Genomic DNA, 24,411 nt, shown 5'->3' with positions numbered 1-24,411 from the left:
TTTGGATTCGCACATATTCTAGCCTATATGTAAAAATTAATGCAATTGATCTGCTTTATCGGCTGAATATCTTGAGTGCAGAGTGATATTTTCGCCGCTCTTTTTCAGGGTCTTTGTAGCCGCCGTTGATTTGGTGGCCGATGGAGCATGTGATGAGAGCGGCCGCCAGCAGCAGAACGAATTTTTTCAAGGAAATATCCTTTCAAAGGTTACGCCTGGCTGATCTAGCAGTCAAACCATTTGCTCACCCAATTCACAAATTTTTAAAAATGAATAAAAAGTTGCTTCTTTCCGCTAATTTTTTCTAATTAGCGCCTCATTTAGAGCCATCCTCATAGACAAAACTGCTCGTTATCTTTCTAACAACAGGAAATGATCGGGTCGTATAGCCCTTTTGAAAATCATGGAACTTGATCGCCTGCATTCATGTTGTCTTTACAAATCCGCCATTCTGGTCAAAGATAAAAGCCAAACATCAGGAAGAGGTGATCGTGTGAAACAAACGGTTCTTTTGCTATTTACTGCGCTTTTTCTTTCGGGATGCAGTGTAGCAAGTGCGGATGACTCAGCACCAAGGTTTACCGAAGAGGGAAAATTTATTGGCTCGGCTGATCCTCATACGATTGCGGTTTCTCTTAATGGAGAAGAAACCATGATACAAGTTCCGAAGGATAAACGTGATGAATGTGAATCCTTGCCAGACCAGACAAAAGTTTTGGTGAAATATACAAAGAAGGATAATGGGACTTTACAGCTGGAAGATATTCAGCTGCGAAAGAATTCGTCATAAAAAGACCGGAGGGAGAAAGTTGAGAATGTTATGGAGGAGTTTGGCGCTGTGCGGATTGGCTTTGACGCTCGCGCCTTGTGCACAGGCGGCAGAGCCGATAGAAGGGAAAACCGTGTATATTGATGCCGGACATGGCGGTGAAGACAGTGGAGCAGTCGGAAACGGGCTCTTTGAAAAGGATATTAATTTGGCTGTTTCAGAGCATGTGACGGACAAGCTGAAAGAGGAGGGAGCCAATCCTGTTGCATCCAGATCAGACGATCATTTTCTGACCTTGGAGGAAAGAGTGACTAAGGCAAGTGCCAATCACGCTGATCTTTTTGTCAGCATTCATGTAAATTCCGGGGTTGCTTCAGCTTCAGGAACAGAAACGTATTTTCAATCTGATTATGAAGGGGAAAACAGCCGGCGTCTGGCAGCCGATATTCAGTCGCAGCTCGTTTCATCCTTACAAACGAGAGACAGGGGCGTGAAAGAATCAGACTTTTACGTCATTACATATTCACAAATGCCAAGTGTGTTGGCGGAGCTTGGGTTTATCACGAACAGCTCTGACGCGGACAAGCTGGGAAATGAAGAATACCAGCAAAAGGCCGCAGATGCGATTGTCAACGGCATTGATTCTTATTATGATCAGTAGATAAATATAGCCTTAATCCTAGAGTGGATCCGACAAAATAAGTATAATGGAGAAAACTTAGGGTTTGAGGTGAAACGATGACAAAGATTTTTGCCCACCGGGGGGCATCAGGACACTTTCCCGAAAATACAATGCTTGCATTTGAAAAAGGAATTGAAGCCGGAGCGGACGGGATAGAGCTTGATGTACAGCTGACAAAAGACGGACGCATTGTTGTGATTCATGATGAAAGGCTTAACCGCACGACATCGCTTAAAGGATTCGTGAAGGATACAGCCTATGATGTGATCAAGACTGCGAATGCGGCCGCTGGTCATGATCAGGCGTACAGCGATCTGAAAGTCCCACTATTAGAAGACGTGCTCTCGTGGGCAGTAAAAAAGGATTTTCTCATCAACATTGAATTGAAAAACAGCGTGATCCGCTATGAGGGAATGGAAGAAAAAGTGCTGGAGGCAGTGAAGCGATTCAATATAGAGGAGAGAGTCATCCTATCCACATTTAATCATGAAAGTGTAGCACTGTGCGCTCAGCTTGCGCCCCATATCGAACGGGCGGTATTAACTGCAGATGTGCTTTATCAGCCGGATCAATATATCGCGTCTATTCCAGCTACCGGCTATCACCCGAAGCTAAACAGCCCCGGGGTCACAGATGAAGTGCTGAAGAAAATGAGGAGCAGTTCGATTAAGGTAAGACCGTATACAGTCAATCGGCCGGAAGATATGAAGCGCCTCATTGAACTGGGAGCAGACGGCATGTTTACCGATTTTCCTGCAAAGGCTGCGGCATTGCTGAAAAATGAATAGTTGCTTTAGAAGAAGGCTGTTGACACAGCCTTCTTTTTTCATACATTCGTGCCCGTTTCAAAGCATACATTCATAGAAGACAACTAGAATTTGTAAGCGCTGTCTATCTTCTGAATGAGGTGAAACCATGAGGAAAACAGTCATTGTAAGTGCTGCAAGAACGCCATTTGGCAAATTCGGCGGAGTATTGAAAGAGGTGAAAGCTGCCGAGCTTGGGGGCATTGTGATGAAGGAGGCGTTGCAACGGGCTGGAGTCTCTGGAGATGATGTAGAAGGAAATGTCATGGGCATGGTTGTCCAGGCCGGCTCAGGACAGATCCCTTCCCGTCAAGCTGCCCGTCTTGCTGGAATGCCTTGGAGTGTGCCGTCAGAAACACTGAATAAAGTCTGTGCTTCGGGTCTTCGCGCTGTCACTTTATGTGATCAAATGATTCGGGCGCAGGATGCGGACATACTTGTTGCCGGGGGGATGGAAAGCATGAGCAATATTCCGTATGCCATTCCCGCTGGACGCTGGGGAGCACGGATGGGGGACGGCGAGCTAAGGGATTTAATGGTGTATGACGGGTTAACGTGCGCATTTGACGAAGTGCATATGGCTGTTCACGGAAATACAGCGGCCAAGGAATATTCAATTTCACGAAGAGAGCAGGATGAATGGGCGTTGAGAAGCCATGCGCGGGTAGCTAAAGCAGCCGATGAAGGGAAATTTCAGGATGAAATTGTTCCCGTCAACTGGATCGGTCGAAAAGGAAAATCAAACGTTGTTGATAAGGATGAAGCGATTCGCCGTGACACAAGTCTGGATCAGCTCGCGAAACTTTCTCCGATTTATACAAGTGATGGTTCGATCACAGCCGGCAATGCTCCCGGGGTCAATGACGGAGCTGGCGCATTCGTGCTGATGTCGGAGGAAAAAGCAGCTGAGCTTGGCAAACAGCCTCTGGCTACAATTCTTGGTTTTTCAACTATGGGAATGCCAGCGCATGAACTGGCGGCAGCACCGGGGTTTGCCATTAATAAGCTCCTGAAAAAGAACGGTTTAACTGCCCAAGATATTGACTTGTTTGAAGTAAATGAAGCGTTTGCATCTGTTGTGTTAACATGTGAAAAAATCGTAGGTTTCGATCTTGAAAAAGTAAATGTGAACGGCGGTGCGATCGCGCTTGGCCACCCGATCGGCGCGAGCGGGGCGAGAATTCTCATGACGCTCGTTTACGAATTAAAGCGACGGGGAGGGGGACTGGGTGTTGCCGCCATTTGCAGTGGGGCAGCCCAAGGAGATGCCGTCTTAGTGCAGGTTCATTAAAACATGATGAAAAAGGGGATTTAAATGGAAATCAAACAAATCATGGTAGCTGGCGCAGGTCAGATGGGAAGCGGCATTGCACAAGCAGCTGCTGACGCAGGCTTTTATGTGCGGATGTACGATGTGAGTTCGGAAGCTGCGGAGGCAGGATTGAAGCGGCTGAAGAAACAGCTGGCCCGTGACGCTGAGAAAGGAAAAAGGACCGAGGCGGAAGTGAAGAGTGTCATCAGCCGCATTTCGATTTCTCAAACGCTTGAGGAGGCAGAGCATGCGGACATTGTGATTGAGGCTATCGCTGAAAACATGGCGGCGAAAACTATGATGTTTAAAACACTTGATCGCATTTGCCCGCCTCATACGATTTTGGCCAGCAATACATCTTCCTTGCCTATTACAGAGATCGCTGCTGTGACAAATCGGCCTCAACGGGTCATTGGCATGCATTTTATGAATCCCGTCCCTGTGATGAAGCTGGTTGAAGTAATACGCGGCTTGGCTACATTAGAGGAAACGGCCTTAGATGTTATGGCATTAGCGGAAAAGATGGGGAAAACACCGGTTGAAGTCAATGATTTTCCGGGGTTTGTTTCCAATCGTGTGCTTCTTCCAATGATTAATGAAGCCATCTATTGCGTGTATGAGGGAGTGGCGAAGCCAGAGGCAATAGACGAGGTGATGAAGCTTGGCATGAATCATCCGATGGGTCCGCTTGCATTAGCGGATTTAATCGGACTGGATACGTGTTTATCCATTATGGAAGTTCTTCACTCGGGCCTTGGCGATTCTAAATACCGTCCTTGCCCGCTGCTCCGCAAGTATGTAAAAGCAGGCTGGCTTGGCAAAAAGAGCGGACGCGGTTTTTATGAATATGAGGAGAGGACTTCCTGAAGTCAATTCCATCGGGGGTGGCCGAGTTGCATATAACCCAAGAGCAAGTCATGATGCGAAAAATGGTGCGTGATTTTGCCCGAAAAGAAATTGCTCCCGCTGCGGAAATTATGGAGAAAACGGACGAATTTCCCTTTCAGCTGATCAAAAAAATGGGCGAACACGGGCTGATGGGAATACCGGTGCCGGAACAGTACGGCGGTGCCGGGGCGGACGTTGTTTCTTATATTTTGGCGATTCATGAGATTTCAAAAATCAGCGCGGCTGTCGGCGTGATTCTCTCCGTTCATACCTCGGTCGGCACAAATCCGATTCTGTACTTCGGCAATGAGGAACAAAAGATGAAATATATACCGAAGCTTGCTTCAGGAGACCATTTAGGGGCGTTTGCGCTGACGGAGCCTCACTCAGGATCGGATGCCGGAAGCCTTCGCACAACGGCAATTAAAAAGAACGGCAAATACGTATTAAACGGATCGAAAATATTCATAACGAATGGCGGAGCAGCTGATATCTATATCACATTTGCTTTAACGGCTCCGGATCAAGGCAGGCACGGGATTTCGGCTTTTATTGTTGAAAAAAACACACCCGGTTTTACCGTTGGGAAAAAAGAAAAAAAGCTGGGGCTTTATGGCTCTAATACTACGGAACTGATTTTTGATAACGCAGAAGTGCCTGAAGCTAATTTGCTTGGCAAAGAGGGTGACGGCTTCAACATTGCCATGGCGAACTTAAATGTCGGGCGGATCGGCATTGCGGCACAGGCGCTCGGTATTGCAGAGGCGGCTCTTGAGCATGCCGTTGCTTATGCGAAGCAGCGAGTGCAATTTGGAAGGCCGATCGCAGCCAATCAAGGCATATCATTTAAGCTGGCTGACATGGCGACTAGGGCTGAGGCGGCAAGGCATCTTGTCTACCACGCCGCAGACCTCCATAACCGCGGCCTGGCATGTGGAAAAGAGGCGTCTATGGCTAAACAATTTGCTTCCGATGCAGCGGTGAAGGCGGCGTTAGACGCCGTCCAAATTTATGGGGGATATGGCTATATGAAGGATTACCCCGTTGAGCGGCTGCTTCGCGATGCAAAGGTGACGCAAATCTATGAAGGGACGAATGAGATTCAAAGACTGATTATTTCCAAGTATTTGCTTGGCGGGACCTGATAACCAAAAAAACGCAAAAACGGAGGTTGAGGATATGGAGGAGAAACAGCACTACTCTCCAGGGTTGGATGGTGTGATTGCAGCAGAAACTCACATTTCTTATCTTGACACGCAGTCCAGCCAGATTTTGATACGAGGCTATGATTTAATAGATCTTTCTAAAACAAAAAGTTATCTGGAGCTTGTCCATTTATTGCTGGAAGGGAGGCTGCCGGAAGAAAGTGAAAGAGAGACGCTGGAAAGTAAAATAAACAGTGCGTCAAGCCTGCCTGCTAATCATCTCCGTCTGCTTGAGCTGCTCCCTGAGCACACGCATCCAATGGATAGCCTGCGTACCGGCCTGTCGGCACTTGCCGGTTATGATCGGCAAATTGATGATCGGTCTCCTTCCGCTAACAAGGAGCGCGCATATCAGCTTCTTGGGAAAATGCCTGCCCTCACTGCTGCCAGCTACAGGATCATCAATAAAAAAGAGCCGATTCTTCCGCTTCAATCCTTGTCCTACAGTGCGAATTTTCTATACATGATGACAGGAAAATTGCCGTCCTCATTGGAAGAACAGATTTTTGACCGGTCGCTCGTCCTGTACAGTGAGCATGAGATGCCGAATTCAACTTTTGCGGCCAGAGTGATCGCATCTACTCACTCGGATCTTTATGGCGCTTTGACAGGAGCTGTCGCTTCCCTGAAAGGGAATCTTCACGGAGGGGCAAACGAAGCTGTAATGTATATGCTTTTGGAGGCAAAAACGACGTCTGAATTTGAGCAACTTCTGCAAACAAAACTGAAAAGAAAAGAAAAAATCATGGGCTTCGGCCACCGTGTGTATATGAAAAAAATGGATCCGAGAGCACTCATGATGAAAGAGGCGCTGCAGCAATTATGCGATAAAGCCGGTGACCATCGTTTATATGAGATGTGTGAAGCAGGTGAGCGGCTGATGGAGAAGGAAAAAGGGCTCTACCCGAACTTGGATTACTATGCTGCCCCGGTTTATTGGATGCTCGGCATACCGATCCCTTTATATACGCCTGTCTTTTTCAGCGCGAGAACATCCGGTTTATGCGCTCATGTGATTGAACAGCATTCCAATAATCGACTCTTCCGTCCCCGTGTCAGTTACATGGGCCTGCGATATCAAACAGAATCATGAAAGGAGCTGGCAGAATGCAGAAAACGGATCGTGTTATCGAAGAAATCACAGACTATGTGCTTGAGAAAGAGATTACAAGTTCCGAAGCGTATACAACAGCGGGGCATGTATTGCTGGATACCCTGGGCTGCGGGATTTTGGCGCTGCGGTATCCAGAGTGCACAAAGCTGCTTGGGCCGATTGTTCCAGGAACGACTGTGCCAAATGGAAGCAAAGTGCCGGGAACGTCCTATGTTCTCGATCCTGTGAGGGCAGCGTTTAATATCGGCTGCATGATTCGCTGGCTCGATTACAATGATACGTGGCTGGCAGCGGAGTGGGGGCATCCATCCGATAACTTGGGAGGCATCCTTGCTGTTTGTGATTATGTATCAAGAGTGAGGCTGTCTGAAGGAAAAGAGCCTTTAACGGTACGCGACGTACTCGAGATGATGATTAAAGCGCACGAAATTCAAGGCGTCCTTGCGTTAGAAAACAGCCTGAATCGAGTGGGTCTTGATCATGTGCTGTTTGTTAAAATTGCGACAACAGCTGTTGCAGCAAAGCTTTTGGGCGGCGGGAGAGAAGAAATCAAAAATGCGCTTTCGAATGCATGGATTGACAATGCAGCATTAAGAACATACCGGCATTCACCAAATACAGGCTCTCGCAAATCATGGGCAGCAGGAGATGCAACGAGCAGAGGTGTTCATTTGGCGCTGATGTCGTTAAAAGGGGAAATGGGGTATCCGACAGCATTGAGCGCACCGGGTTGGGGGTTCCAGGACGTTCTATTCAATAAGAAAGAGATCAAGCTCGCCCGTCCGCTCGACGCTTATGTCATGGAAAATGTGTTATTTAAAGTGTCTTATCCAGCAGAATTTCACGCTCAAACAGCGGCAGAGTGCGCCGTTATTTTACATCCGCGGGTAAAGGACCGAATTGATGAGATCGATCGTATTGTCATCAGTACGCATGAATCCGCTATCCGAATCATTGATAAAAAAGGCCCGCTTCACAATCCGGCAGACCGTGATCACTGCCTCCAATATATTACAGCAATCGGTTTGCTTTTTGGTGATATCACCGCACAGCATTATGAAGCTGAAACTGCGAGTGATCCGAGAATAGATAAATTACGTGATAAAATGGAGGTGACTGAAAATAAAGCATATACCGAGGATTATTTGAAACCTGATAAGCGTTCTATTTCAAATGCCGTTCAGGTTCATTTTAAAGACGGAACGAGCACGGAAATGGTGGAATGTGAGTTTCCTCTTGGCCATCGTTTTCGAAGAGAGGAGGCAGTGCCAAAACTGCTGGAAAAGTTTTCTGACAATCTCAAAAGCCATTTTCCTGATAAACAGTGCAAACACATTTATGAGCGCTGTACCAGCGAGACTTTACAAACGATGCGCGTAAATGAATTCGTAGACATGTTCTGCATGTAAAAGGAGGATTTGTGTCATGTCGTGGATCGTCAATCAGCAATCGTCACAAGAAGAGCTTGCCGGGCGTTTCCGCAAGCTGATGTCGGCGCCGGACATTCTTCAAATTCCCGGCGCCCATGACGGGATGGCAGCGTTGCTCGCGAAGGAGGCCGGTTTTTCTGCTATATATTTGTCTGGTGCAGCTTATACAGCCAGCAGGGGACTTCCTGATCTAGGGATCATTACGTCGGCAGAAATGGCGGATCGGGCCAAAGACCTTGTGCGTGCTGCTGATCTGCCTTTGCTTGTGGATATCGATACGGGATTTGGCGGTGTGTTAAATGCCGCCCGAACCGCCCGGGAGATGCTTGAAGCCAGGGTAGCAGCCGTTCAAATAGAAGACCAGCAGCTTCCAAAAAAATGCGGGCATTTAAATGGCAAACAGCTCGTTCCGATCAAGGAAATGGCGCAAAAAATAAAAGCCATGAAACAAGCGGCGCCCTCTCTGATTGTTGTTGCCCGCACTGATGCCAGGGCGCAGGAAGGGCTTGATGCTGCAATAAAACGGTCAGAGGCCTACATTGAGGCGGGAGCAGACGCGATTTTCCCGGAAGCGCTCCAGGCAGAGAATGAATTCCGCCAGTTTGCTGAGCATATCTCCGTTCCGCTCCTTGCGAATATGACGGAGTTTGGGAAAACGCCGTATTATCGTGCCGATGAATTCGAAGATATGGGGTTTCGCATGGTGATATATCCTGTCACCTCGCTTCGAGCGGCGGCAAAAGCTTATGAGCGGATATTTGGTTTGATGAAGGAGCACGGCTCACAAAAAGAAGGACTTCATCATTTGCAGACACGAAAAGAACTATACGATACCATCTCTTATTATGACTATGAAGCATTAGATAAAACGATTGCCAAGACCGTTTTGCCTGACGAATAGTGCGACAAAAAAAGCCGGAGCATTCTCCGGCTTTTTTGCAGTTATCGTTTTCTGAATCGCGGGCTGACTTGGTTGCGTTTTCTGTCTCTGTATAGAATGAACCCGGCCAGCACATAGAGGCCGATCGCGAAAAAGATGAATCCTGACAATCCCTGAAGCCATAGAGCTGAAAATGGCTTTATTGCATGGCCGAAAAGTGTATCTCTCATCAGTTTAATGCCTAAAGCGGAAATGGCCCCGGGGATGACTAATATCAAAAGCGCAAGAAGTCGGCTCATCTTCAGAAAACCCCTTTATCTTTTCATTTCCTTTATTGTCCAGCGGAAAAAATATTTTGTCAAGAGAAGAAAACGTGGTAACATAGGGTTGTGCAAATTATTGCAACGGAATAAATAGGTGTGCAAATTTTTTCATACAAAGGGGTATCGGGATGCAAAAGGTACTGATAGTAGGTGCCGGCAAAAGGGGAACGGCGTTATTACATATTCTGATCAAAACAGCCATCATAGATATCATTGCCGTAGTTGACAAAGACCCCAAGGCGCCGGGATTGAAAGAAGCAGAACAGTATGGGATTGCCGTTTCATCTGATTGGAAACCTTACATACAACAAAAACCGGATATCGTCATTCATACCACCGGCGATCAAGCCGTGTTTGACGAACTCCTTCAAAGAAAGCATGAAGATACCATTGTCATGCCGGGGAAAATGGCATACATCGTTTTTCAGCTGATGGAAGAAAAGCAGCACCTGATTCAAATGCTAAAAGAGCAAACATACAAACACGACAGAATTTTTAATTCCACCCATGACGGGATGATTTTTATTGATATCAATGAAGAGATCATTCTCTTTAACCATATGGCCGAAAAAATGGTCGGGAAAAAACGCGAGGAAGTCATCGGACGGCCAATAAAAGAAGTCATTCCGAGCACTAAGATGCCGCGAATTTTAAAAACAAGAGTGCCTGAATACAACCAGAAGCAGCTTTTAGGCGATCATTTGCAAATTGTGACCACAAGGCTGCCGATTATTGATGAAGGCGGACGTCTGCTCGGGGCTCTTTGTGTGTTTAAAGATATCACCGATGCGGTCGAGCTGGCGGAGGAAGTGACCAACTTAAAGCAGGTCCGTACGATGCTGGAGGCGATTATCCAATCCTCCGATGAGGCGATTTCTGTCGTTGATGAAAACGGCATCGGGCTCCTAATCAATAAAGCATATACGAAAATGACCGGGCTATCTGAAAAAGAAGTTATCGGCAAGCCTGCAAACACGGATATTTCCGAAGGCGAAAGCATGCATTTAAAGGTGCTTGAAACAAGACGCCCTGTCCGCGGTGTCAGAATGAAGGTCGGCCCGAATGAAAAAGAGGTCATCGTCAATGTAGCACCGGTGATTGTGGACGGTATTTTGAAAGGCAGCGTCGGTGTGATTCACGATGTGTCCGAAATTAAAATGCTGACAGCGGAGCTTAACCGCGCCAGGCAAATTATTCGCACGCTTGAAGCGAAATACACGTTTGACGACATTATCGGCAAAAGCGAGCAAATGCTGGTTGCGCTTGAGCAGGCGAAGCTCGGTGCGAAAACGCCGGCAACGATTTTGTTGCGCGGAGAGTCAGGAACAGGAAAAGAACTGTTTGCCCATGCCATCCATAACGAAAGCGACCGGAAATACAATAAATTTATTCGCGTGAATTGTGCAGCCCTTTCTGAAAACCTGCTTGAATCAGAATTGTTCGGCTATGAGGATGGTGCGTTTTCAGGGGCGAAGCGGGGCGGTAAAAAGGGTTTATTTGAAGAAGCAAATAACGGCAGTATTTTCTTAGATGAAATCGGTGAGCTGACACAAAATATGCAGGCCAAATTGCTGCGCGTCCTTCAAGAAAAGGAAATCGTCAGAGTGGGCGGCACGAAAGCGTTCCCTGTCAACGTCAGAGTGATTGCGGCAACAAATGTAAATATTGAAAAGGCGATGGCGGATGGAAAGTTTCGCGAAGACCTGTATTACCGGATCAACCGCTATCCCATCTCCATTCCGCCTTTGCGGCAGCGGTTGGAGGACATTGAAGCATTAAGCGTCAGACTTATCCAAAAGATCAACCGGGATTACGGCAGGAATGTAAAAGGGCTCTCGCAGCAAGCCTTACGCGCCTTATCTGCTTACCATTGGCCTGGGAATGTCCGCGAGCTTGAAAATGTCCTTGGACGAGCCATGATTTTTCTCAATCCGCATATGGAATGGATTGAAAAAGATCATTTGCCTATATTTGAACTTGAGCAAAAAGAAAATGACACAGATCAGAGGACAGGTTTTGATTTTCCAGATATTGAAGGCGAAAAGCTGTCTGTCGCAGTAGAAAAATTTGAAGCGCATTTGATCCAGCAAACGCTCGAAAAGCATCATTTTAACCGGACAAAAACAGCGAAAGCCCTCGGTGTCAGCATTCGGAATTTATATTACAAAATGGATAAATATGGCCTTGCAAATGAAGGCATGCAATAATCTGCAGAATAAACGCAAACTTCTGCACGAATGTGTCAATATACCAGGTATGACAGCACCCTTAAGAGCTGGCACGGAACTTGCATAATAAAAGGTGGAGTCGAAACAAGAAAGGTGGTAGCAGATGAAGCTGAAAGATTTAATCGGCAAAGCGTCGATGCACAAAAACAAGACCATTGCGGTTGCTCATGCTGAGGATGAGGAAGTGATCCGGGCTGTAAAGCTGGCTGCCGAGCACCTATCCGCCCGTTTTTTGTTAACGGGCGACAGCAAAAAACTGAACGAGCTGACATCATCCATGCAAGGTCATCAAGTGGAAATCGTCCATGCCGATACACCTGAGGAGTCGGCGAAATTAGCGGTTCGTGCTGTACATCATAAAACAGCGGACGTTTTAATGAAAGGAAATGTGCCGACTTCTGTTTTGCTTAAAGCGGTATTAAACAGACAGGAGGGGCTTCGGTCATCAAGTGTCCTTTCCCACGTGGCTGTCTTTGATATACCGGATTTTGACAGGCTGATGTTTGTGACAGATTCGGCAATGAATATCGCTCCCTCGCTGGAAGAGCTTCGGCAGATTTTGCAAAATGCCGTTCATGTGGCCCATGCAGTAGGGAACAATATGCCAAAAGCAGCTGCTCTGGCAGCGGTCGAAACGGTGAACCCAAAAATGGAAGCGACCGTGAATGCAGCAGCTCTGGCTCAAATGTTCAAAAGAGGCCAGATCAAAGGCTGTATTGTTGATGGACCGCTTGCTTTGGATAACGCAGTTTCACAAATTGCCGCGGCTCAGAAAAAAATTTCGGGAGACGTAGCGGGCAACGCAGATATCCTTCTCGTCCCAACAATTGAGGCCGGCAATATTTTATATAAATCACTGATTTATTTTGCTAAAGCCAGCGTGGCGGCTGTCATTACAGGAGCCAAAGCACCGATTGCCTTAACAAGCAGAGCGGACTCTGCCGAAAATAAACTGTATTCCATTGCGTTGGCAATATGCGCATCCAAAGAATACACACATTAGGAGGAACGAACATGGAACTTTTTAAATATATGGAGAAATATGATTACGAACAATTGGTATTCTGCCAAGATGAACAATCAGGCTTAAAAGCGATTATCGCGATTCATGATACAACACTCGGTCCAGCACTTGGCGGAACGAGAATGTGGACATATGAAAATGAAGAAGCTGCAATTGAAGACGCGCTCAGACTGGCAAGAGGCATGACCTATAAGAACGCGGCGGCAGGCTTAAACCTGGGCGGCGGAAAAACAGTCATTATCGGCGATCCTCGCAAAGACAAAAATGAGGAAATGTTCCGCGCGTTTGGCCGCTATATTCAAGGGCTGAACGGCAGATACATCACAGCTGAAGATGTGGGTACAACGGTCGAGGATATGGATATCATTCATGATGAGACAGACTATGTCACAGGGATTTCTCCTGCGTTCGGCTCTTCCGGAAATCCTTCCCCAGTCACAGCGTACGGGGTGTACAGAGGAATGAAGGCAGCAGCTAAAGCTGCTTTCGGAACCGACTCTCTTGAAGGGAAAACCATTGCTGTACAGGGTGTTGGGAACGTAGCCTATAACCTTTGCCGCCACCTGCATGAAGAAGGGGCAAACTTAATCGTTACGGATATCAACAAACAATCTGTACAGCGTGCAGTTGAAGATTTTGGCGCCCGTGCAGTTGATCCGGATGATATTTATTCACAAGACTGCGATATTTACGCGCCGTGTGCCCTTGGTGCGACTATTAACGACGACACGATTAAACAGCTGAAGGCGAAGGTGATCGCAGGTGCGGCCAACAACCAATTAAAAGAAACACGCCATGGTGATCAAATTCACGAAATGGGCATCGTTTATGCACCGGATTACGTGATTAACGCGGGCGGTGTCATCAACGTCGCAGATGAGCTTTACGGCTATAATGCTGAACGCGCACTGAAAAAAGTAGAAGGCATTTATAGCAATATCGAGCGTGTACTCGAGATTTCTCAGCGTCACGGCATTCCGGCATATTTAGCGGCTGACCGCTTGGCAGAGGAACGGATTGAACGCATGCGCCGCTCAAGAAGCCAGTTTTTGCAAAACGGCCACAGTGTATTAAGCAGACGTTAAGAAATTGATCTGGAGGTTATGAAAGTGCTACATGACGAAAAACGCATTCTCACAATTAATCCAGGCTCAACTTCAACGAAAATCGGTGTTTTTCATAACGAACGAAGCATTTTTGAAAAAACATTGAGACACAACATAGAAGAGCTGCAGCGATTTGACCAAATTATTGATCAATATGAATTTCGCAAAAACCATATTCTCGAAACGCTTCATGAACAGGGAATCAATATCTCAAAGTTTGATGCAGTCTGCGCAAGAGGCGGCCTTCTCCGGCCGATTGAAGGCGGGACTTACGTAGTGAATGATGACATGATTGAGGACTTGAAAAGCGGCTACGCCGGCCAGCATGCTTCTAATCTCGGCGGCATTATCGCGCGGGAAATTGCTGACGGCCTGAATATCCCTTCGTATATCGTCGACCCTGTTGTCGTAGACGAAATGTCAGTGCTCGCAAAAGTTTCAGGCATGCCTGAAATTGAAAGGAAAAGCATTTTTCACGCGTTAAACCAAAAAGCTGTCGCCCGTAAAGCGGCAGCCTCTCTTGGCAAACGATATGAGAACATGAAAATGATTATTACCCATATGGGCGGAGGTATTACAATTGGCGTCCATGACCGCGGGCGAGTCGTGGATGTCAATAACGGCCTTCATGGAGAGGGGCCGTTCAGTCCTGAACGTGCAGGAACAGTGCCTGCGGGGGATCTTGTTGATCTATGTTTTTCAGGAGAATATACAGAAGAAGAAATCATGAAAAAACTGGTGGGCACCGGCGGGCTTTTAGGCTATCTCGGTACAAATGATGCCGTAAAAGTGGAACAAATGATTCAGGGGGGCGATGAAAAAGCCCGCTTCATTTATGATGCCATGGCATATCAGATAGCAAAGGAAATCGGAGCAGCCAGCGCGGTTTTAAAAGGTGAAGTTGAAGCGATTGTGCTGACGGGGGGCCTTGCGTACGGCAAAAGCTTTGTTTCTACTATCAGATCATACATAGATTGGATTTCAGACGTTTTAGTCTATCCGGGTGAAAATGAACTGCAGTCTCTTGCCCAAGGGGCGCTCAGAGTATTGCAGGGCGAAGAGCAATCCAAACAATATCGTATTGAATAGACAGACAGGAGTGAGTCACCATGGCAACTGAGTATGACGTAGTCATTCTGGGCGGCGGTACTGGCGGTTATGTTGCGGCCATCAGAGCCGCTCAGCTCGGCTTAAAAACAGCCGTTGTTGAAAAGGAAAAACTCGGGGGAACATGTCTGCATAAAGGCTGTATCCCGAGTAAAGCGCTTCTTAGAAGCGCGGAGGTATACCGGACAGCGCGTGAAGCCGACCAGTTCGGAGTAGAGACGGCTGGCGTGTCCCTCAACTTTGAAAAAGTGCAGCAGCGTAAGCAAGCCGTTGTTGATAAGCTTGCAGCGGGTGTAAACCATTTAATGAAAAAAGGAAAAATTGACGTGTACAAAGGTTACGGTCGTATCCTTGGACCGTCAATCTTCTCTCCGCTGCCGGGAACAATTTCTGTTGAACGGGGAAATGGCGAAGAAAATGACATGCTGATCCCGAAACAAGTGATCATTGCAACAGGATCAAGACCGAGAATGCTTCCAGGCCTTGAAGCGGATGGTAAGTCTGTACTGACTTCAGATGAGGCGCTTCAAATGGAGGAGCTGCCAAAATCAATCATTATCGTCGGCGGAGGTGTTATCGGTATCGAATGGGCGTCTATGCTTCATGATTTTGGCGTGAAGGTAACAGTTATCGAATACGCGGATCGCATATTGCCGACTGAAGATCTAGAGATCTCAAAAGAAATGGAAAGTCTTCTTAAGAAAAAAGGCATCCAGTTCATAACAGGGGCAAAGGTGCTGCCTGACACAATGACAAAAACATCAGATGATATCAGCATACAAGCGGAAAAAGACGGAGAAACCGCCACCTACTCTGCTGAAAAAATGCTTGTTTCCATCGGCAGACAAGCAAATATCGAAGGCATCGGCCTAGAGAACACCGATATTATCACTGAAAATGGCGTGATTTCAGTCAATGAAAGCTGCCAAACGAAGGAGTCTCATATTTATGCAATCGGAGACGTAATCGGTGGCCTGCAGTTAGCTCACGTTGCTTCGCATGAAGGAATCATTGCTGTTGAGCATTTTGCAGGCCTCAATCCGCATCCGCTTGATCCGACGCTGGTACCGAAGTGCATCTACTCAAGCCCTGAAGCTGCCAGTGTCGGCTTAACAGAAGATGAAGCGAAGGCGAACGGGCATAATGTCAAAATCGGTAAGTTCCCATTTATGGCGATTGGAAAAGCGCTTGTATACGGTGAAAGCGACGGTTTTGTCAAAATCGTGGCGGATCGAGATACCGATGATATTCTCGGCGTTCATATGATTGGCCCGCATGTCACTGACATGATTTCTGAAGCGGGTCTTACCAAAGTGCTGGACGCTACGCCGTGGGAGGTCGGGCAAACGATTCACCCGCATCCGACACTTTCTGAAGCAATTGGAGAAGCAGCGCTTGCCGTAGATGGCAAAGCCATTCATTTTTAAAAGCATAAAGGAGGGGCTTGAATGAGTAAAAACCGACATCAAGCACTAGGGCTGACTGATCAGGAAGCCGTTGATATGTATAGAACCATGCTGTTAGCAAGGAAAATCGATGAAAGAATGTGGCTGTTAAACCGTTCTGGCAAAATCCCATTCGTAATCTCTTGTCAAGGACAGGAAGCAGCACAGGTAGGAGCGGCTTTCGCACTTGACCGTGAAATGGATTATGTATTGCCGTACTACAGAGACATGGGTGTCGTGCTCGCGTTTGGCATGACAGCAAAGGACTTAATGATGTCCGGATTTGCCAAAGCGGCGGATCCGAACTCGGGAGGCCGCCAGATGCCGGGACATTTCGGACAAAAGGAAAACCGTATTGTGACGGGGTCATCTCCAGTTACAACGCAAGTGCCGCACGCAGTCGGCATTGCGCTTGCGGGACGGATGGAGAAAAAGGATATCGCAGCCTTTGTTACATTCGGGGAAGGATCTTCAAACCAAGGCGATTTCCATGAAGGGGCAAACTTTGCCGCTGTTCATAAGCTGCCTGTGATTTTCATGTGTGAAAACAATAAATACGCAATCTCAGTGCCTTACGATAAGCAAGTCGCATGCGAGAACATTTCTGACCGTGCCGTAGGCTATGGGATGCCTGGCGTCACTGTGAATGGAAATGATCCGCTGGAAGTTTATCAAGCGGTTAAAGAAGCACGCGAACGGGCACGCAGAGGAGAAGGCCCGACATTAATTGAAACGATTTCTTACCGCCTTACACCGCATTCCAGTGATGACGATGACAGCAGCTACAGAGGACGTGAAGAAGTAGAGGAAGCGAAAAAAAGTGATCCCCTGCTTACTTATCAAACTTACTTAAAGGAAACAGGCCTGCTGTCCGATGAGACAGAACAAACCATGCTGGATGAAATTATGGCAATCGTTAATGAAGCGACCGATGAAGCGGAGAACGCCCCTTATGCAGCTCCTGAGTCAGCGCTTGATTATGTGTATGCGAAGTAGGGAGGAAGAACAAATGTCAGTAATGTCATATATTGATGCAATCAATTTGGCGATGAAAGAAGAAATGGAACGAGATTCTCGCGTCTTCGTCCTTGGGGAAGATGTAGGGAGAAAAGGCGGTGTGTTTAAAGCAACAGCCGGATTCTATGAACAATTCGGGGAAGAACGCGTGATGGATACACCGCTTGCTGAATCTGCGATCGCAGGAGTTGGTATTGGAGCGGCAATGTACGGAATGAGACCGATTGCTGAAATGCAGTTTGCCGATTTTATTATGCCGGCGGTCAACCAAATTATTTCTGAAGCGGCTAAAATCCGCTACCGCAGCAACAATGACTGGAGCTGTCCGATTGTCGTCAGAGCGCCATACGGCGGAGGTGTGCACGGGGCCCTGTATCATTCTCAATCAGTCGAAGCGATTTTCGCCAATCAGCCCGGACTGAAAATTGTCATGCCTTCAACACCATATGACGCCAAGGGCCTTTTAAAAGCCGCAGTTCGTGACGAAGACCCAGTGCTGTTTTTTGAGCACAAACGGGCGTATCGCCTGATAAAAGGAGAGGTTCCGGCAGATGATTATGTCCTGCCAATCGGAAAGGCGGACGTAAAACGGGATGGCGACGATATCACAGTGATCACATATGGCCTGTGTGTCCACTTTGCCTTACAGGCTGCAGAACGTCTCGAAAAAGATGGCATTTCAGCGCATGTGGTAGATTTAAGAACGGTTTACCCGCTTGATAAAGAAGCCATCATCGAAGCTGCGTCCAAAACTGGAAAGGTTCTTTTGGTCACAGAAGATACAAAAGAAGGCAGCATCATGGGCGAAGTAGCCGCAATTATATCCGAGCATTGTCTGTTCGACTTAGACGCGCCGATCAAACGGCTTGCAGGTCCTGATATTCCGGCTATGCCTTATGCGCCGACAATGGAAAAATACTTTATGGTCAACCCTGATAAAGTGGAAGCGGCGATGAGAGAATTAGCGGAGTTTTAAAGACGTAAGGAGGATACAATCATGGCAATTGAACAAATGACGATGCCGCAGCTTGGAGAAAGCGTAACAGAAGGGACGATCAGCAAATGGCTTGTCGCCCCCGGTGATAAAGTGAACAAATACGATCCGATCGCGGAAGTCATGACAGATAAGGTAAATGCAGAGGTTCCGTCTTCTTTTACTGGAACGATAACAGAGCTTGTGGGAGAAGAAGGCCAGACCCTGCAAGTCGGAGAAGTGATTTGCAAAGTTGAAACAGAAGGCGCGAATCCGATCGAACAAAAACAAGAACAGCCAGAAGCGCCAGAAGCCGCTGGGACGCCTGCTGCAAATAGTGCCGAAGCAACCGATCAGCCCAATAAGAAGCGTTACTCGCCAGCTGTACTCCGTTTAGCTGGTGAACACGGCATTGACCTTGATCAAGTGACGGGAACAGGTGCCGGCGGGCGCATCACACGAAAAGATATTCAGCGCTTAATTGAAACAGGCGGCGTGCAAGAACGGAAGGCTGAGGAGCCGAACATAGCAGCTCCTGCACCGAAGTCTGCACCAAAACCTGAGCCAAAAGAAGAGACTTCATATCCTGCGTCTGCAGCAGGTGATATAGAAATCCCTGTCACAGGCGTAAGAAAAGCAATTGCTTCCAATATGAAGCGCAGCAAAACAGAAATTCCGCATGCTTGGACGATGATGGAAGTCGACGTCACAAATATGGTTGCATATCGCAACAGTATAAAAGATTCCTTTAAGAAGACAGAAGGCTTTAATTTAACGTTCTTCGCCTTTTTTGTCAAAGCAGTCGCTCAGGCGTTAAAAGAATTCCCGCAAATGAATAGCATGTGGGCGGGGGACAAAATTATTCAGAAAAAGGATATTAATATTTCAATTGCAGTTGCCACAGAGGATTCTTTATTTGTTCCGGTAATTAAAAACGCTGATGAAAAAACAATTAAAGGCATTGCGAAAGACATTACCGGCCTTGCCAAAAAAGTAAGAGATGGAAAGCTCACTGCAGATGACATGCAGGGAGGCACGTTTACCGTCAATAACACAGGTTCGTTCGGCTCTGTTCAGTCGATGGGCATCATCAACTATCCTCAGGCTGCGATTCTTCAAGTAGAATCCATCGTCAAACGCCCGGTTGTCATGGAAAATGGCATGATTGCTGTCAGAGACATGGTTAATCTGTGTCTGTCCTTAGATCACAGAGTGCTTGACGGTCTCGTGTGCGGACGATTCTTGGGACGAGTGAAACAAATTTTAGAATCAATTGACCAAAAGACATCTGTTTACTAAATAAGCAAAAAGAGCATTTTTGAAGTTTTGTTTCAAAAATGCTCTTTTTCTATGCAGTATTATTCTGCGATTCGTATTTTCATTTCGACCCGATATTCTTCTTGTTTTTTCGGGGAGTAATGAACCGGTATAATTAACTCGTATACATCACTGACAACTGTTAATTGGCGGTCTGCGATATACTTGATAAGCTTCTGTAAGTTGAGAAAATAATGTTCAGGCGAAAAATTGTACGCGATACACACGTATCTTCCTTTAGGAATCGTTGTGATTTCCATATCCGGCGTAATGGCTGAAATTTGTTTATTCGTCAGTACAGGCGTGAAAATATGACGGTAAGTCATTTCATCAATGCTGGTGTAGGGCTGAAAAGAAAAAGTGGCGCCGTAGCTATTGTTCGTAAATCCATCTGCTGATTCGATAAATTTTTTTAATTTGCTGTAGGAGGCGTTGAGCACGTTTTCAGGCCCGATTCCTTCTGCCTCTGTCTGAATAATCCGTATTTCTTCTTCATCTAAAACAAACACCTCACCGAGCGCGGGATATTCCATCTGCCGTTTCATCCGTTTTTTCACCAACGAAATCGTTTGCTCCAGTGCTGATAAAAAGTCTAATTTCTCCCTGATTTGCCGCTCCTGCTCTGTATAAAAAGCAAACAGTTCTTCCATCTCTAAGTCCTGTGCTTTTTTCATCTCTTCTAAAGGGGTGCCGATATATTTCAATGATTTGATCAAATCCAGATGAATGAGCTGAGAATCTGTATAATAGCGGTAGCTGGTATCCGGGTCGACGTAGGCGGGTTTAAATAAATCAATTTTATCGTAATAACGGAGCGCTTTAATCGACACGTTTGCCAGTTTTGAAACTTCTCCAATTGAGTAATACGATTCCTTCATGCCATCACTCCTTTTTTATCATCAGTATAAAGAAGAAGCGTATTCTTTGCAGTACACAAAGAATACGCTTTTGATCATGTGCTGGCTTTAAGGTGTGCAGGCGCTTTCCAAGCAATCGTCAGTGCAATGCCTATAGCCAAGGTGACCGTTGCAAAGTAGAAGGGATAGTTTACATCAATATCGAACAGCATTCCTCCGATAATTGGCCCGAATACATTGCCGATACTTGTAAACATTGAATTCATACCGCCGGCAAATCCTTGTTCATTTCCCGCAATCTTTGACAGGTAAGTCGTTACCGCAGGCCTCATGAGATCAAATCCGACAAAAACGGTGACTGTAACCAGCAGAATCGCAATATATGAATTTACGGTTGTCAGCAAGAATACCAGACTCGTCGAGAGAATTAAGCTGTACCGAATTAAAAGAATTTCGCCAAACCATCTTGTGAAGCGGTCGAATAAGACGACTTGCGTAATAGCGCCCACAATCGCTCCTCCTGTAATCATAATGGCAATGTCGCTGGCCGTAAATCCGAATTTATGATCCACATATAATGCAAATAAAGATTCAAATGATGCTAGACCAAAAGATGAAATCAAAATAATGAGAAAAGCAATGAAGTACATGGGTGCAAAAATTCGCTTGAAGCCTGTCTTTTGCCCTTTTATCTCCTGATTTTCAGGGTTCCGTTCCGGCTCGCGCAGCGTGAGCATTGATAAAATGGCTGCTAACAGTGCAAAAGCGGCCGCAAAGAAAAAAGGCAGCCGGGAGTGGACTTCTGCTAAAAATCCCCCGATGCCGGGACCAATAATAAATCCTGTTGAAATAGCGGCTGACATATAACCGAGCGCTTTCGGCCGTGTTTTAATGGTCGTGATATCTGCGATAAAAGCTGTGACCCCAGGCATAATGAAGGCAGCGCTGATACCGCCCAGCATACGGGAGATAAATAACATCTCAACTGTTTTTCCAATGCCAAATAAAAACTCCGACACACTAAAGAAAAACAGGCCGATCACGATCATGATCTTGCGTCCGAAGCGATCAACCCAGCGCCCGGATATTGGTGAAACAATGAGCTGCGTAATAGCGAAGCAGGCAACCATATAGCCGACCGCGGTCCCTGATAAATGCAATTCATTCATAATGGTCGGCGTTACTGGAATCACAAGCCCGATCCCCAAAAAAGCAATAAATAAATTGGTTAATAATATCGTTAAGGTAATATTTTTCTTCTCCATATGACTTCCCCTTTTTCAAGTGTGCATCCCTTATACTGTAAGACCTCCTCCTAGGGGAGAGTCAACGGATTTGCAAAATCTTTCTAAGCCCTTAAGACAGTTAATCATTTGCGGGAACAAGCATGTCGATATGCTGCTGCAGGACCTGAATGACTGCGGGTGTATGTGTATAAACTTCTCCATCCATATCCGCCTTTTTGGCATTGTCTGTCTCTATCTCGATTCGAGAGGCCTGGACATAGGACAGCTCTCCGGTAAAACGATCAATTGCGCCCTGTTCCATGCTCATCAGCTCCCGCAACGCGGTGAGGTTGGTGTTGCGGCATATGAGGACATCGAGTAAGCCATCTTCAATACTGGCATCGGGCAGAGGAATTCGGTTCGTTCCAATGTATTGGCCGTTCATCACAAGCAGCATAACGGCTTCTTCTTTAATTTCTTCTCCATCAATTTTTAATCTCATCGGAAACGATGCAGCGGATGAGACGGTTCGCAAGGCACTAGTAAAATAGCTGATTTTCCCCAATAATGCTTTTTCTGTTTCATTGATTTGATTCGACGTTTCTGCAATTAAGCCGATCCCCCAGAAATTTAAAAAATAACGGTCGTTCATCTGACATACGTCTACGCTGGTTTTTTTTCCTGACATAAGTGCTTCCGCGGCCTTTGCAAGATTTTGAGGGATGCCAAGCACTCTTGAAAAGTCATTGCATGTGCCGCCGGGCAAAATTCCGACCGCGGGTTTTCTTTCTAGAGAGCTGATTGCATTTATGCATTGGTGGATCGTGCCGTCGCCGCCGAGAATGAAGACGGTGTCGACAGAATCATCAATGGATCGGCAAAAATAATACGCATCATCCTTTTTCTTTGTCTGTTTAATAATCACTTCATCTAAATGGTGAGATAAAACCGGCACGACAGCACCAAGTGCTTTTTCTATATTTTTGTTGCCGGCATTTCCGTTATGGATCAGTAATGCTTTCCGTTGGCTCATATACAACTGCTCCTTTATTTTACTTCTGGTTATATAATCCCCTTTTTCTGTAAGCGGTAAACGAAAAGCAAAAAAAGTGCACGGCGAAGCAAAGTCATTTGCCGATTTGGACGTTTCCTTGCTATCATAAGAACAGATGATGAAAAAGGAGAGGTCTTCATTGAACATGGACTTTAATTTATTTATGAATGATATTGTACGCCAAGCGAGACAAGAAATAACAGCTGCCGGATACACCGAGCTGAAAACAGCCGAAGAGGTAGACGCGGCACTTACGAAAAAAGGCACGACGCTCGTCATGGTAAACTCTGTTTGCGGATGCGCCGGAGGAATTGCAAGACCGGCAGCATACCACTCCGTTCACTATGATAAAAGACCTGATCAGCTCGTAACCGTTTTTGCCGGACAGGACAAAGAAGCGACAGCGCGTGCGCGCGACTATTTTGAAGGATATCCGCCATCTTCTCCGTCCTTTGCGATTTTGAAAGACGGAAAGATCATGAAAATGGTAGAGCGCCATGAAATTGAAGGCCATGAGCCGATGGCCGTAGTGGCAAAGCTGCAGGAAGCCTTTGAAGAATATTGTGAAGAAGTATAAGACGAAGAACCCGGATACTCAAAGTATCCCGGGTTTTTTTGTGCATAAAATTCCAAGGGTATATGAATAAATATTAACGAATTATTCAATCGGATTGTACAGTGATTTTATTTTTATCTAGTAATATCAAAAGAGATCACTGGAAAGATAAGCTTGAAGATAATTTTTAAAAATAGTATTGCATAAAAATAAGAAACTGTTTAAAATACAAATTAACGAATAAATATTCAGATACACCAAAAGTAATGAATATGGGGGAAATGGATCATGAAAAAAATACTCTTATTACTTGTAGCTGCCTGCATCACCTTTGCATTAACTGCATGCGGTTCAAGCAATTCAGGTTCAGAAAGCGGAAAGAAAAAAATAATTATGGGTACTTCGGCGGATTACAAACCGTTTGAATATAAAGAAGGCGATGATATTGTCGGCTTTGATGTGGAGTTGGCAAAAGCTCTGGCGAAGAAGGCTGGCTATGAAATTGAAGTGCAGGATATGGACTTCAACAGCTTAATTACAGCGCTTAAATCAAAACAAGTTGATCTCGTTCTGTCAGGAATGACCCCAACGCCTGATCGTAAAAAACAAGTTGATTTTTCTGAGGTGTACTACACAGCGAACCATATGATTGTCAGCAAAAAAGACAGCGGCATTCAATCTTTGAAAGACCTGAAAGGAAAAACGGTTGGCGTTCAGCTTGGCTCTATTCAGGAAGAGAAGGGGAAAGAGCTTTCTCCGGAATATGGTTTTAAAACAGAAGACCGCAACAGAATTTCTGATTTGGTGCAGGAAATCAAATCTGACCGCTTCGATGCCGCGATTATTGAAGACATTGTTGCAGAAGGGTATTTCAAATCAAATGATGACCTGCAGGGCTTCGTGATTCCTGATGCGAAAGCGGAAGAGGCCGGTTCAGCAATTGCTTTCAGAAAGGACAGTGAACTGACAGACAAATTCAATAAAGCGCTCAAGGAAATGAAAGATAACGGAGAGCTTGAGAAATTGAAGAAAAAATGGTTCACTGACGAGAAGTAAAAAAAGCGGCTCAACTTTTTCGTTGAGCCTTTTTAT

The 24,411-nt window shown here is 46.1% G+C and carries 24 protein-coding genes; 19 read left to right on the top strand and 5 right to left on the bottom strand.

Going from position 1 to position 24,411, the window contains the following annotated elements:
- Positions 1 to 55: 55 nt before the first annotated feature.
- Positions 56 to 196 carry a hypothetical protein gene (locus tag BFW96_RS21505; protein ID WP_371326433.1) on the bottom strand — a complete coding sequence of 47 codons (141 nt, stop codon included), beginning with the start codon at positions 194 to 196 and terminating at the stop codon, positions 56 to 58.
- Positions 197 to 493: 297 nt separating this feature from the next.
- Here BFW96_RS21505 and BFW96_RS11285 point away from each other — a divergent pair, with 297 nt between their 5' ends.
- From BFW96_RS11285 to prpB, 9 genes are all read left to right on the top strand, one after another.
- The gene (locus BFW96_RS11285) at positions 494 to 790 is read left to right on the top strand and encodes a hypothetical protein (RefSeq protein WP_069150774.1); all 297 of its coding nucleotides are present in this window, start codon (positions 494 to 496) and stop codon (positions 788 to 790) included.
- Between the two features lie 19 nt (positions 791 to 809).
- Positions 810 to 1,430 (top strand): N-acetylmuramoyl-L-alanine amidase family protein, encoded by a 621-nt coding sequence (locus BFW96_RS11280; RefSeq protein WP_083252872.1) that lies wholly within the window; start codon positions 810 to 812, stop codon positions 1,428 to 1,430.
- Positions 1,431 to 1,507: 77 nt separating this feature from the next.
- Complete coding sequence (locus BFW96_RS11275) at positions 1,508 to 2,239, top strand: glycerophosphodiester phosphodiesterase (protein ID WP_069839465.1); 732 nt, start codon at positions 1,508 to 1,510, stop codon at positions 2,237 to 2,239.
- 127 nt (positions 2,240 to 2,366) lie between these two features.
- Positions 2,367 to 3,548 carry an acetyl-CoA C-acetyltransferase gene (locus BFW96_RS11270; protein WP_069839464.1) on the top strand — a complete coding sequence of 394 codons (1,182 nt, stop codon included), beginning with the start codon at positions 2,367 to 2,369 and terminating at the stop codon, positions 3,546 to 3,548.
- Positions 3,549 to 3,572: 24 nt separating this feature from the next.
- A complete protein-coding gene (locus BFW96_RS11265; RefSeq protein WP_069839463.1) occupies positions 3,573 to 4,436 on the top strand; it encodes a 3-hydroxybutyryl-CoA dehydrogenase in 864 nt (287 codons plus the stop codon).
- A 26-nt stretch (positions 4,437 to 4,462) separates the two neighbouring features.
- A complete protein-coding gene (locus BFW96_RS11260) occupies positions 4,463 to 5,602 on the top strand; it encodes an acyl-CoA dehydrogenase (protein ID WP_069839462.1) in 1,140 nt (379 codons plus the stop codon).
- Between the two features lie 34 nt (positions 5,603 to 5,636).
- Positions 5,637 to 6,755 (top strand): citrate synthase, encoded by a 1,119-nt coding sequence (gene mmgD / locus BFW96_RS11255; RefSeq protein WP_069839461.1) that lies wholly within the window; start codon positions 5,637 to 5,639, stop codon positions 6,753 to 6,755.
- A gap of 14 nt (positions 6,756 to 6,769) precedes the next feature.
- Positions 6,770 to 8,185, top strand: a complete 1,416-nt coding sequence (locus tag BFW96_RS11250; RefSeq protein WP_083252871.1) for a bifunctional 2-methylcitrate dehydratase/aconitate hydratase — start codon at positions 6,770 to 6,772, stop codon at positions 8,183 to 8,185.
- 16 nt (positions 8,186 to 8,201) lie between these two features.
- A complete protein-coding gene (prpB, locus tag BFW96_RS11245; RefSeq protein WP_069839459.1) occupies positions 8,202 to 9,107 on the top strand; it encodes a methylisocitrate lyase in 906 nt (301 codons plus the stop codon).
- Positions 9,108 to 9,148: 41 nt separating this feature from the next.
- Here the strand turns inward: prpB and BFW96_RS11240 are convergent, their stop codons facing one another.
- Entirely contained in the window at positions 9,149 to 9,385 is a 237-nt protein-coding gene (locus BFW96_RS11240) for a DUF2627 domain-containing protein (protein ID WP_014664541.1), read from the bottom strand.
- Positions 9,386 to 9,537: 152 nt separating this feature from the next.
- On the opposite strand from BFW96_RS11240, the gene BFW96_RS11235 reads away from it, so the two are divergent.
- The 8 genes from BFW96_RS11235 to bfmBB all read left to right on the top strand — a co-directional run bounded on the left by BFW96_RS11235 (position 9,538) and on the right by bfmBB (position 19,608).
- Complete coding sequence (locus tag BFW96_RS11235) at positions 9,538 to 11,616, top strand: sigma-54 interaction domain-containing protein (protein ID WP_069839458.1); 2,079 nt, start codon at positions 9,538 to 9,540, stop codon at positions 11,614 to 11,616.
- 124 nt (positions 11,617 to 11,740) lie between these two features.
- Entirely contained in the window at positions 11,741 to 12,640 is a 900-nt protein-coding gene (gene yqiS / locus BFW96_RS11230) for a phosphate butyryltransferase (RefSeq protein WP_069839457.1), read from the top strand.
- Positions 12,641 to 12,651: 11 nt separating this feature from the next.
- Positions 12,652 to 13,746: a branched-chain amino acid dehydrogenase gene (gene bcd, locus BFW96_RS11225; RefSeq protein WP_069839456.1), complete on the top strand. Its 1,095-nt coding sequence runs from the start codon at positions 12,652 to 12,654 to the stop codon at positions 13,744 to 13,746.
- Between the two features lie 18 nt (positions 13,747 to 13,764).
- Positions 13,765 to 14,856 (top strand): butyrate kinase, encoded by a 1,092-nt coding sequence (gene buk, locus BFW96_RS11220; protein ID WP_069839455.1) that lies wholly within the window; start codon positions 13,765 to 13,767, stop codon positions 14,854 to 14,856.
- A gap of 20 nt (positions 14,857 to 14,876) precedes the next feature.
- On the top strand, positions 14,877 to 16,301 hold the full coding sequence (lpdA, locus tag BFW96_RS21500) for a dihydrolipoyl dehydrogenase (protein WP_069839454.1): 1,425 nt from the start codon (positions 14,877 to 14,879) through the stop codon (positions 16,299 to 16,301).
- A gap of 21 nt (positions 16,302 to 16,322) precedes the next feature.
- A complete protein-coding gene (gene bfmBAA / locus BFW96_RS21495) occupies positions 16,323 to 17,315 on the top strand; it encodes a 3-methyl-2-oxobutanoate dehydrogenase subunit alpha (protein WP_040082690.1) in 993 nt (330 codons plus the stop codon).
- Positions 17,316 to 17,328: 13 nt separating this feature from the next.
- Positions 17,329 to 18,312: a 3-methyl-2-oxobutanoate dehydrogenase subunit beta gene (bfmBAB, locus tag BFW96_RS11205; protein ID WP_069839453.1), complete on the top strand. Its 984-nt coding sequence runs from the start codon at positions 17,329 to 17,331 to the stop codon at positions 18,310 to 18,312.
- Positions 18,313 to 18,333: 21 nt separating this feature from the next.
- A complete protein-coding gene (gene bfmBB, locus BFW96_RS11200) occupies positions 18,334 to 19,608 on the top strand; it encodes a branched-chain alpha-keto dehydrogenase complex dihydrolipoyllysine-residue (2-methylpropanoyl)transferase (protein ID WP_069839452.1) in 1,275 nt (424 codons plus the stop codon).
- Positions 19,609 to 19,667: 59 nt separating this feature from the next.
- On the opposite strand, the gene bmrR is transcribed toward bfmBB, so the two are convergent.
- The 3 genes from bmrR to BFW96_RS11185 all read right to left on the bottom strand — a co-directional run bounded on the left by bmrR (position 19,668) and on the right by BFW96_RS11185 (position 22,742).
- Positions 19,668 to 20,504: a multidrug efflux transcriptional regulator BmrR gene (gene bmrR, locus BFW96_RS11195; protein ID WP_014664533.1), complete on the bottom strand. Its 837-nt coding sequence runs from the start codon at positions 20,502 to 20,504 to the stop codon at positions 19,668 to 19,670.
- A 74-nt stretch (positions 20,505 to 20,578) separates the two neighbouring features.
- On the bottom strand, positions 20,579 to 21,748 hold the full coding sequence (gene bmr, locus BFW96_RS11190) for a multidrug efflux MFS transporter Bmr (RefSeq protein ID WP_069839451.1): 1,170 nt from the start codon (positions 21,746 to 21,748) through the stop codon (positions 20,579 to 20,581).
- 100 nt (positions 21,749 to 21,848) lie between these two features.
- Positions 21,849 to 22,742, bottom strand: coding sequence for a YegS/Rv2252/BmrU family lipid kinase (locus tag BFW96_RS11185; RefSeq protein WP_069839450.1), 894 nt, complete (start codon positions 22,740 to 22,742; stop codon positions 21,849 to 21,851).
- Between the two features lie 160 nt (positions 22,743 to 22,902).
- Between BFW96_RS11185 and brxB the strand changes: the two genes are divergently transcribed.
- Together brxB and artP are read left to right on the top strand one after the other, a co-directional pair.
- Positions 22,903 to 23,340 (top strand): bacilliredoxin BrxB, encoded by a 438-nt coding sequence (brxB, locus tag BFW96_RS11180; protein WP_041053557.1) that lies wholly within the window; start codon positions 22,903 to 22,905, stop codon positions 23,338 to 23,340.
- A 267-nt stretch (positions 23,341 to 23,607) separates the two neighbouring features.
- Positions 23,608 to 24,375, top strand: a complete 768-nt coding sequence (gene artP / locus BFW96_RS11175) for an arginine ABC transporter substrate-binding protein ArtP (RefSeq protein ID WP_014664529.1) — start codon at positions 23,608 to 23,610, stop codon at positions 24,373 to 24,375.
- The last annotated feature ends 36 nt before the right edge of the window (positions 24,376 to 24,411 follow it).

The sequence above is a fragment of the Bacillus sp. F56 genome, assembly GCF_001748205.1.
In the GTDB taxonomy this organism is placed as follows: Bacteria; Bacillota; Bacilli; order Bacillales; family Bacillaceae; genus Bacillus; species Bacillus stercoris.
Note: the sequence above shows the minus strand (reverse complement) of the source record. Positions and strands in the feature narration are given on the sequence as shown.

Excerpts from the sequence above, each read along its gene's own strand:
- BFW96_RS11275 (WP_069839465.1), top strand. The coding sequence starts at position 1,508 with ATGACAAAGATTTTTGCCCACCGGGGGGCATCAGGACACTTTCCCGAA.
- BFW96_RS11270 (WP_069839464.1), top strand. The coding sequence starts at position 2,367 with ATGAGGAAAACAGTCATTGTAAGTGCTGCAAGAACGCCATTTGGCAAA.
- BFW96_RS11265 (WP_069839463.1), top strand. The coding sequence starts at position 3,573 with ATGGAAATCAAACAAATCATGGTAGCTGGCGCAGGTCAGATGGGAAGC.
- mmgD (WP_069839461.1), top strand. The coding sequence starts at position 5,637 with ATGGAGGAGAAACAGCACTACTCTCCAGGGTTGGATGGTGTGATTGCA.
- BFW96_RS11250 (WP_083252871.1), top strand. The coding sequence starts at position 6,770 with ATGCAGAAAACGGATCGTGTTATCGAAGAAATCACAGACTATGTGCTT.
- prpB (WP_069839459.1), top strand. The coding sequence starts at position 8,202 with ATGTCGTGGATCGTCAATCAGCAATCGTCACAAGAAGAGCTTGCCGGG.
- BFW96_RS11240 (WP_014664541.1), bottom strand. The coding sequence starts at position 9,385 with ATGAGCCGACTTCTTGCGCTTTTGATATTAGTCATCCCCGGGGCCATT.
- BFW96_RS11235 (WP_069839458.1), top strand. The coding sequence starts at position 9,538 with ATGCAAAAGGTACTGATAGTAGGTGCCGGCAAAAGGGGAACGGCGTTA.
- yqiS (WP_069839457.1), top strand. The coding sequence starts at position 11,741 with ATGAAGCTGAAAGATTTAATCGGCAAAGCGTCGATGCACAAAAACAAG.
- bcd (WP_069839456.1), top strand. The coding sequence starts at position 12,652 with ATGGAACTTTTTAAATATATGGAGAAATATGATTACGAACAATTGGTA.
- buk (WP_069839455.1), top strand. The coding sequence starts at position 13,765 with ATGAAAGTGCTACATGACGAAAAACGCATTCTCACAATTAATCCAGGC.
- lpdA (WP_069839454.1), top strand. The coding sequence starts at position 14,877 with ATGGCAACTGAGTATGACGTAGTCATTCTGGGCGGCGGTACTGGCGGT.
- bfmBAA (WP_040082690.1), top strand. The coding sequence starts at position 16,323 with ATGAGTAAAAACCGACATCAAGCACTAGGGCTGACTGATCAGGAAGCC.
- bfmBAB (WP_069839453.1), top strand. The coding sequence starts at position 17,329 with ATGTCAGTAATGTCATATATTGATGCAATCAATTTGGCGATGAAAGAA.
- bfmBB (WP_069839452.1), top strand. The coding sequence starts at position 18,334 with ATGGCAATTGAACAAATGACGATGCCGCAGCTTGGAGAAAGCGTAACA.
- bmrR (WP_014664533.1), bottom strand. The coding sequence starts at position 20,504 with ATGAAGGAATCGTATTACTCAATTGGAGAAGTTTCAAAACTGGCAAAC.
- bmr (WP_069839451.1), bottom strand. The coding sequence starts at position 21,748 with ATGGAGAAGAAAAATATTACCTTAACGATATTATTAACCAATTTATTT.
- BFW96_RS11185 (WP_069839450.1), bottom strand. The coding sequence starts at position 22,742 with ATGAGCCAACGGAAAGCATTACTGATCCATAACGGAAATGCCGGCAAC.
- artP (WP_014664529.1), top strand. The coding sequence starts at position 23,608 with ATGAAAAAAATACTCTTATTACTTGTAGCTGCCTGCATCACCTTTGCA.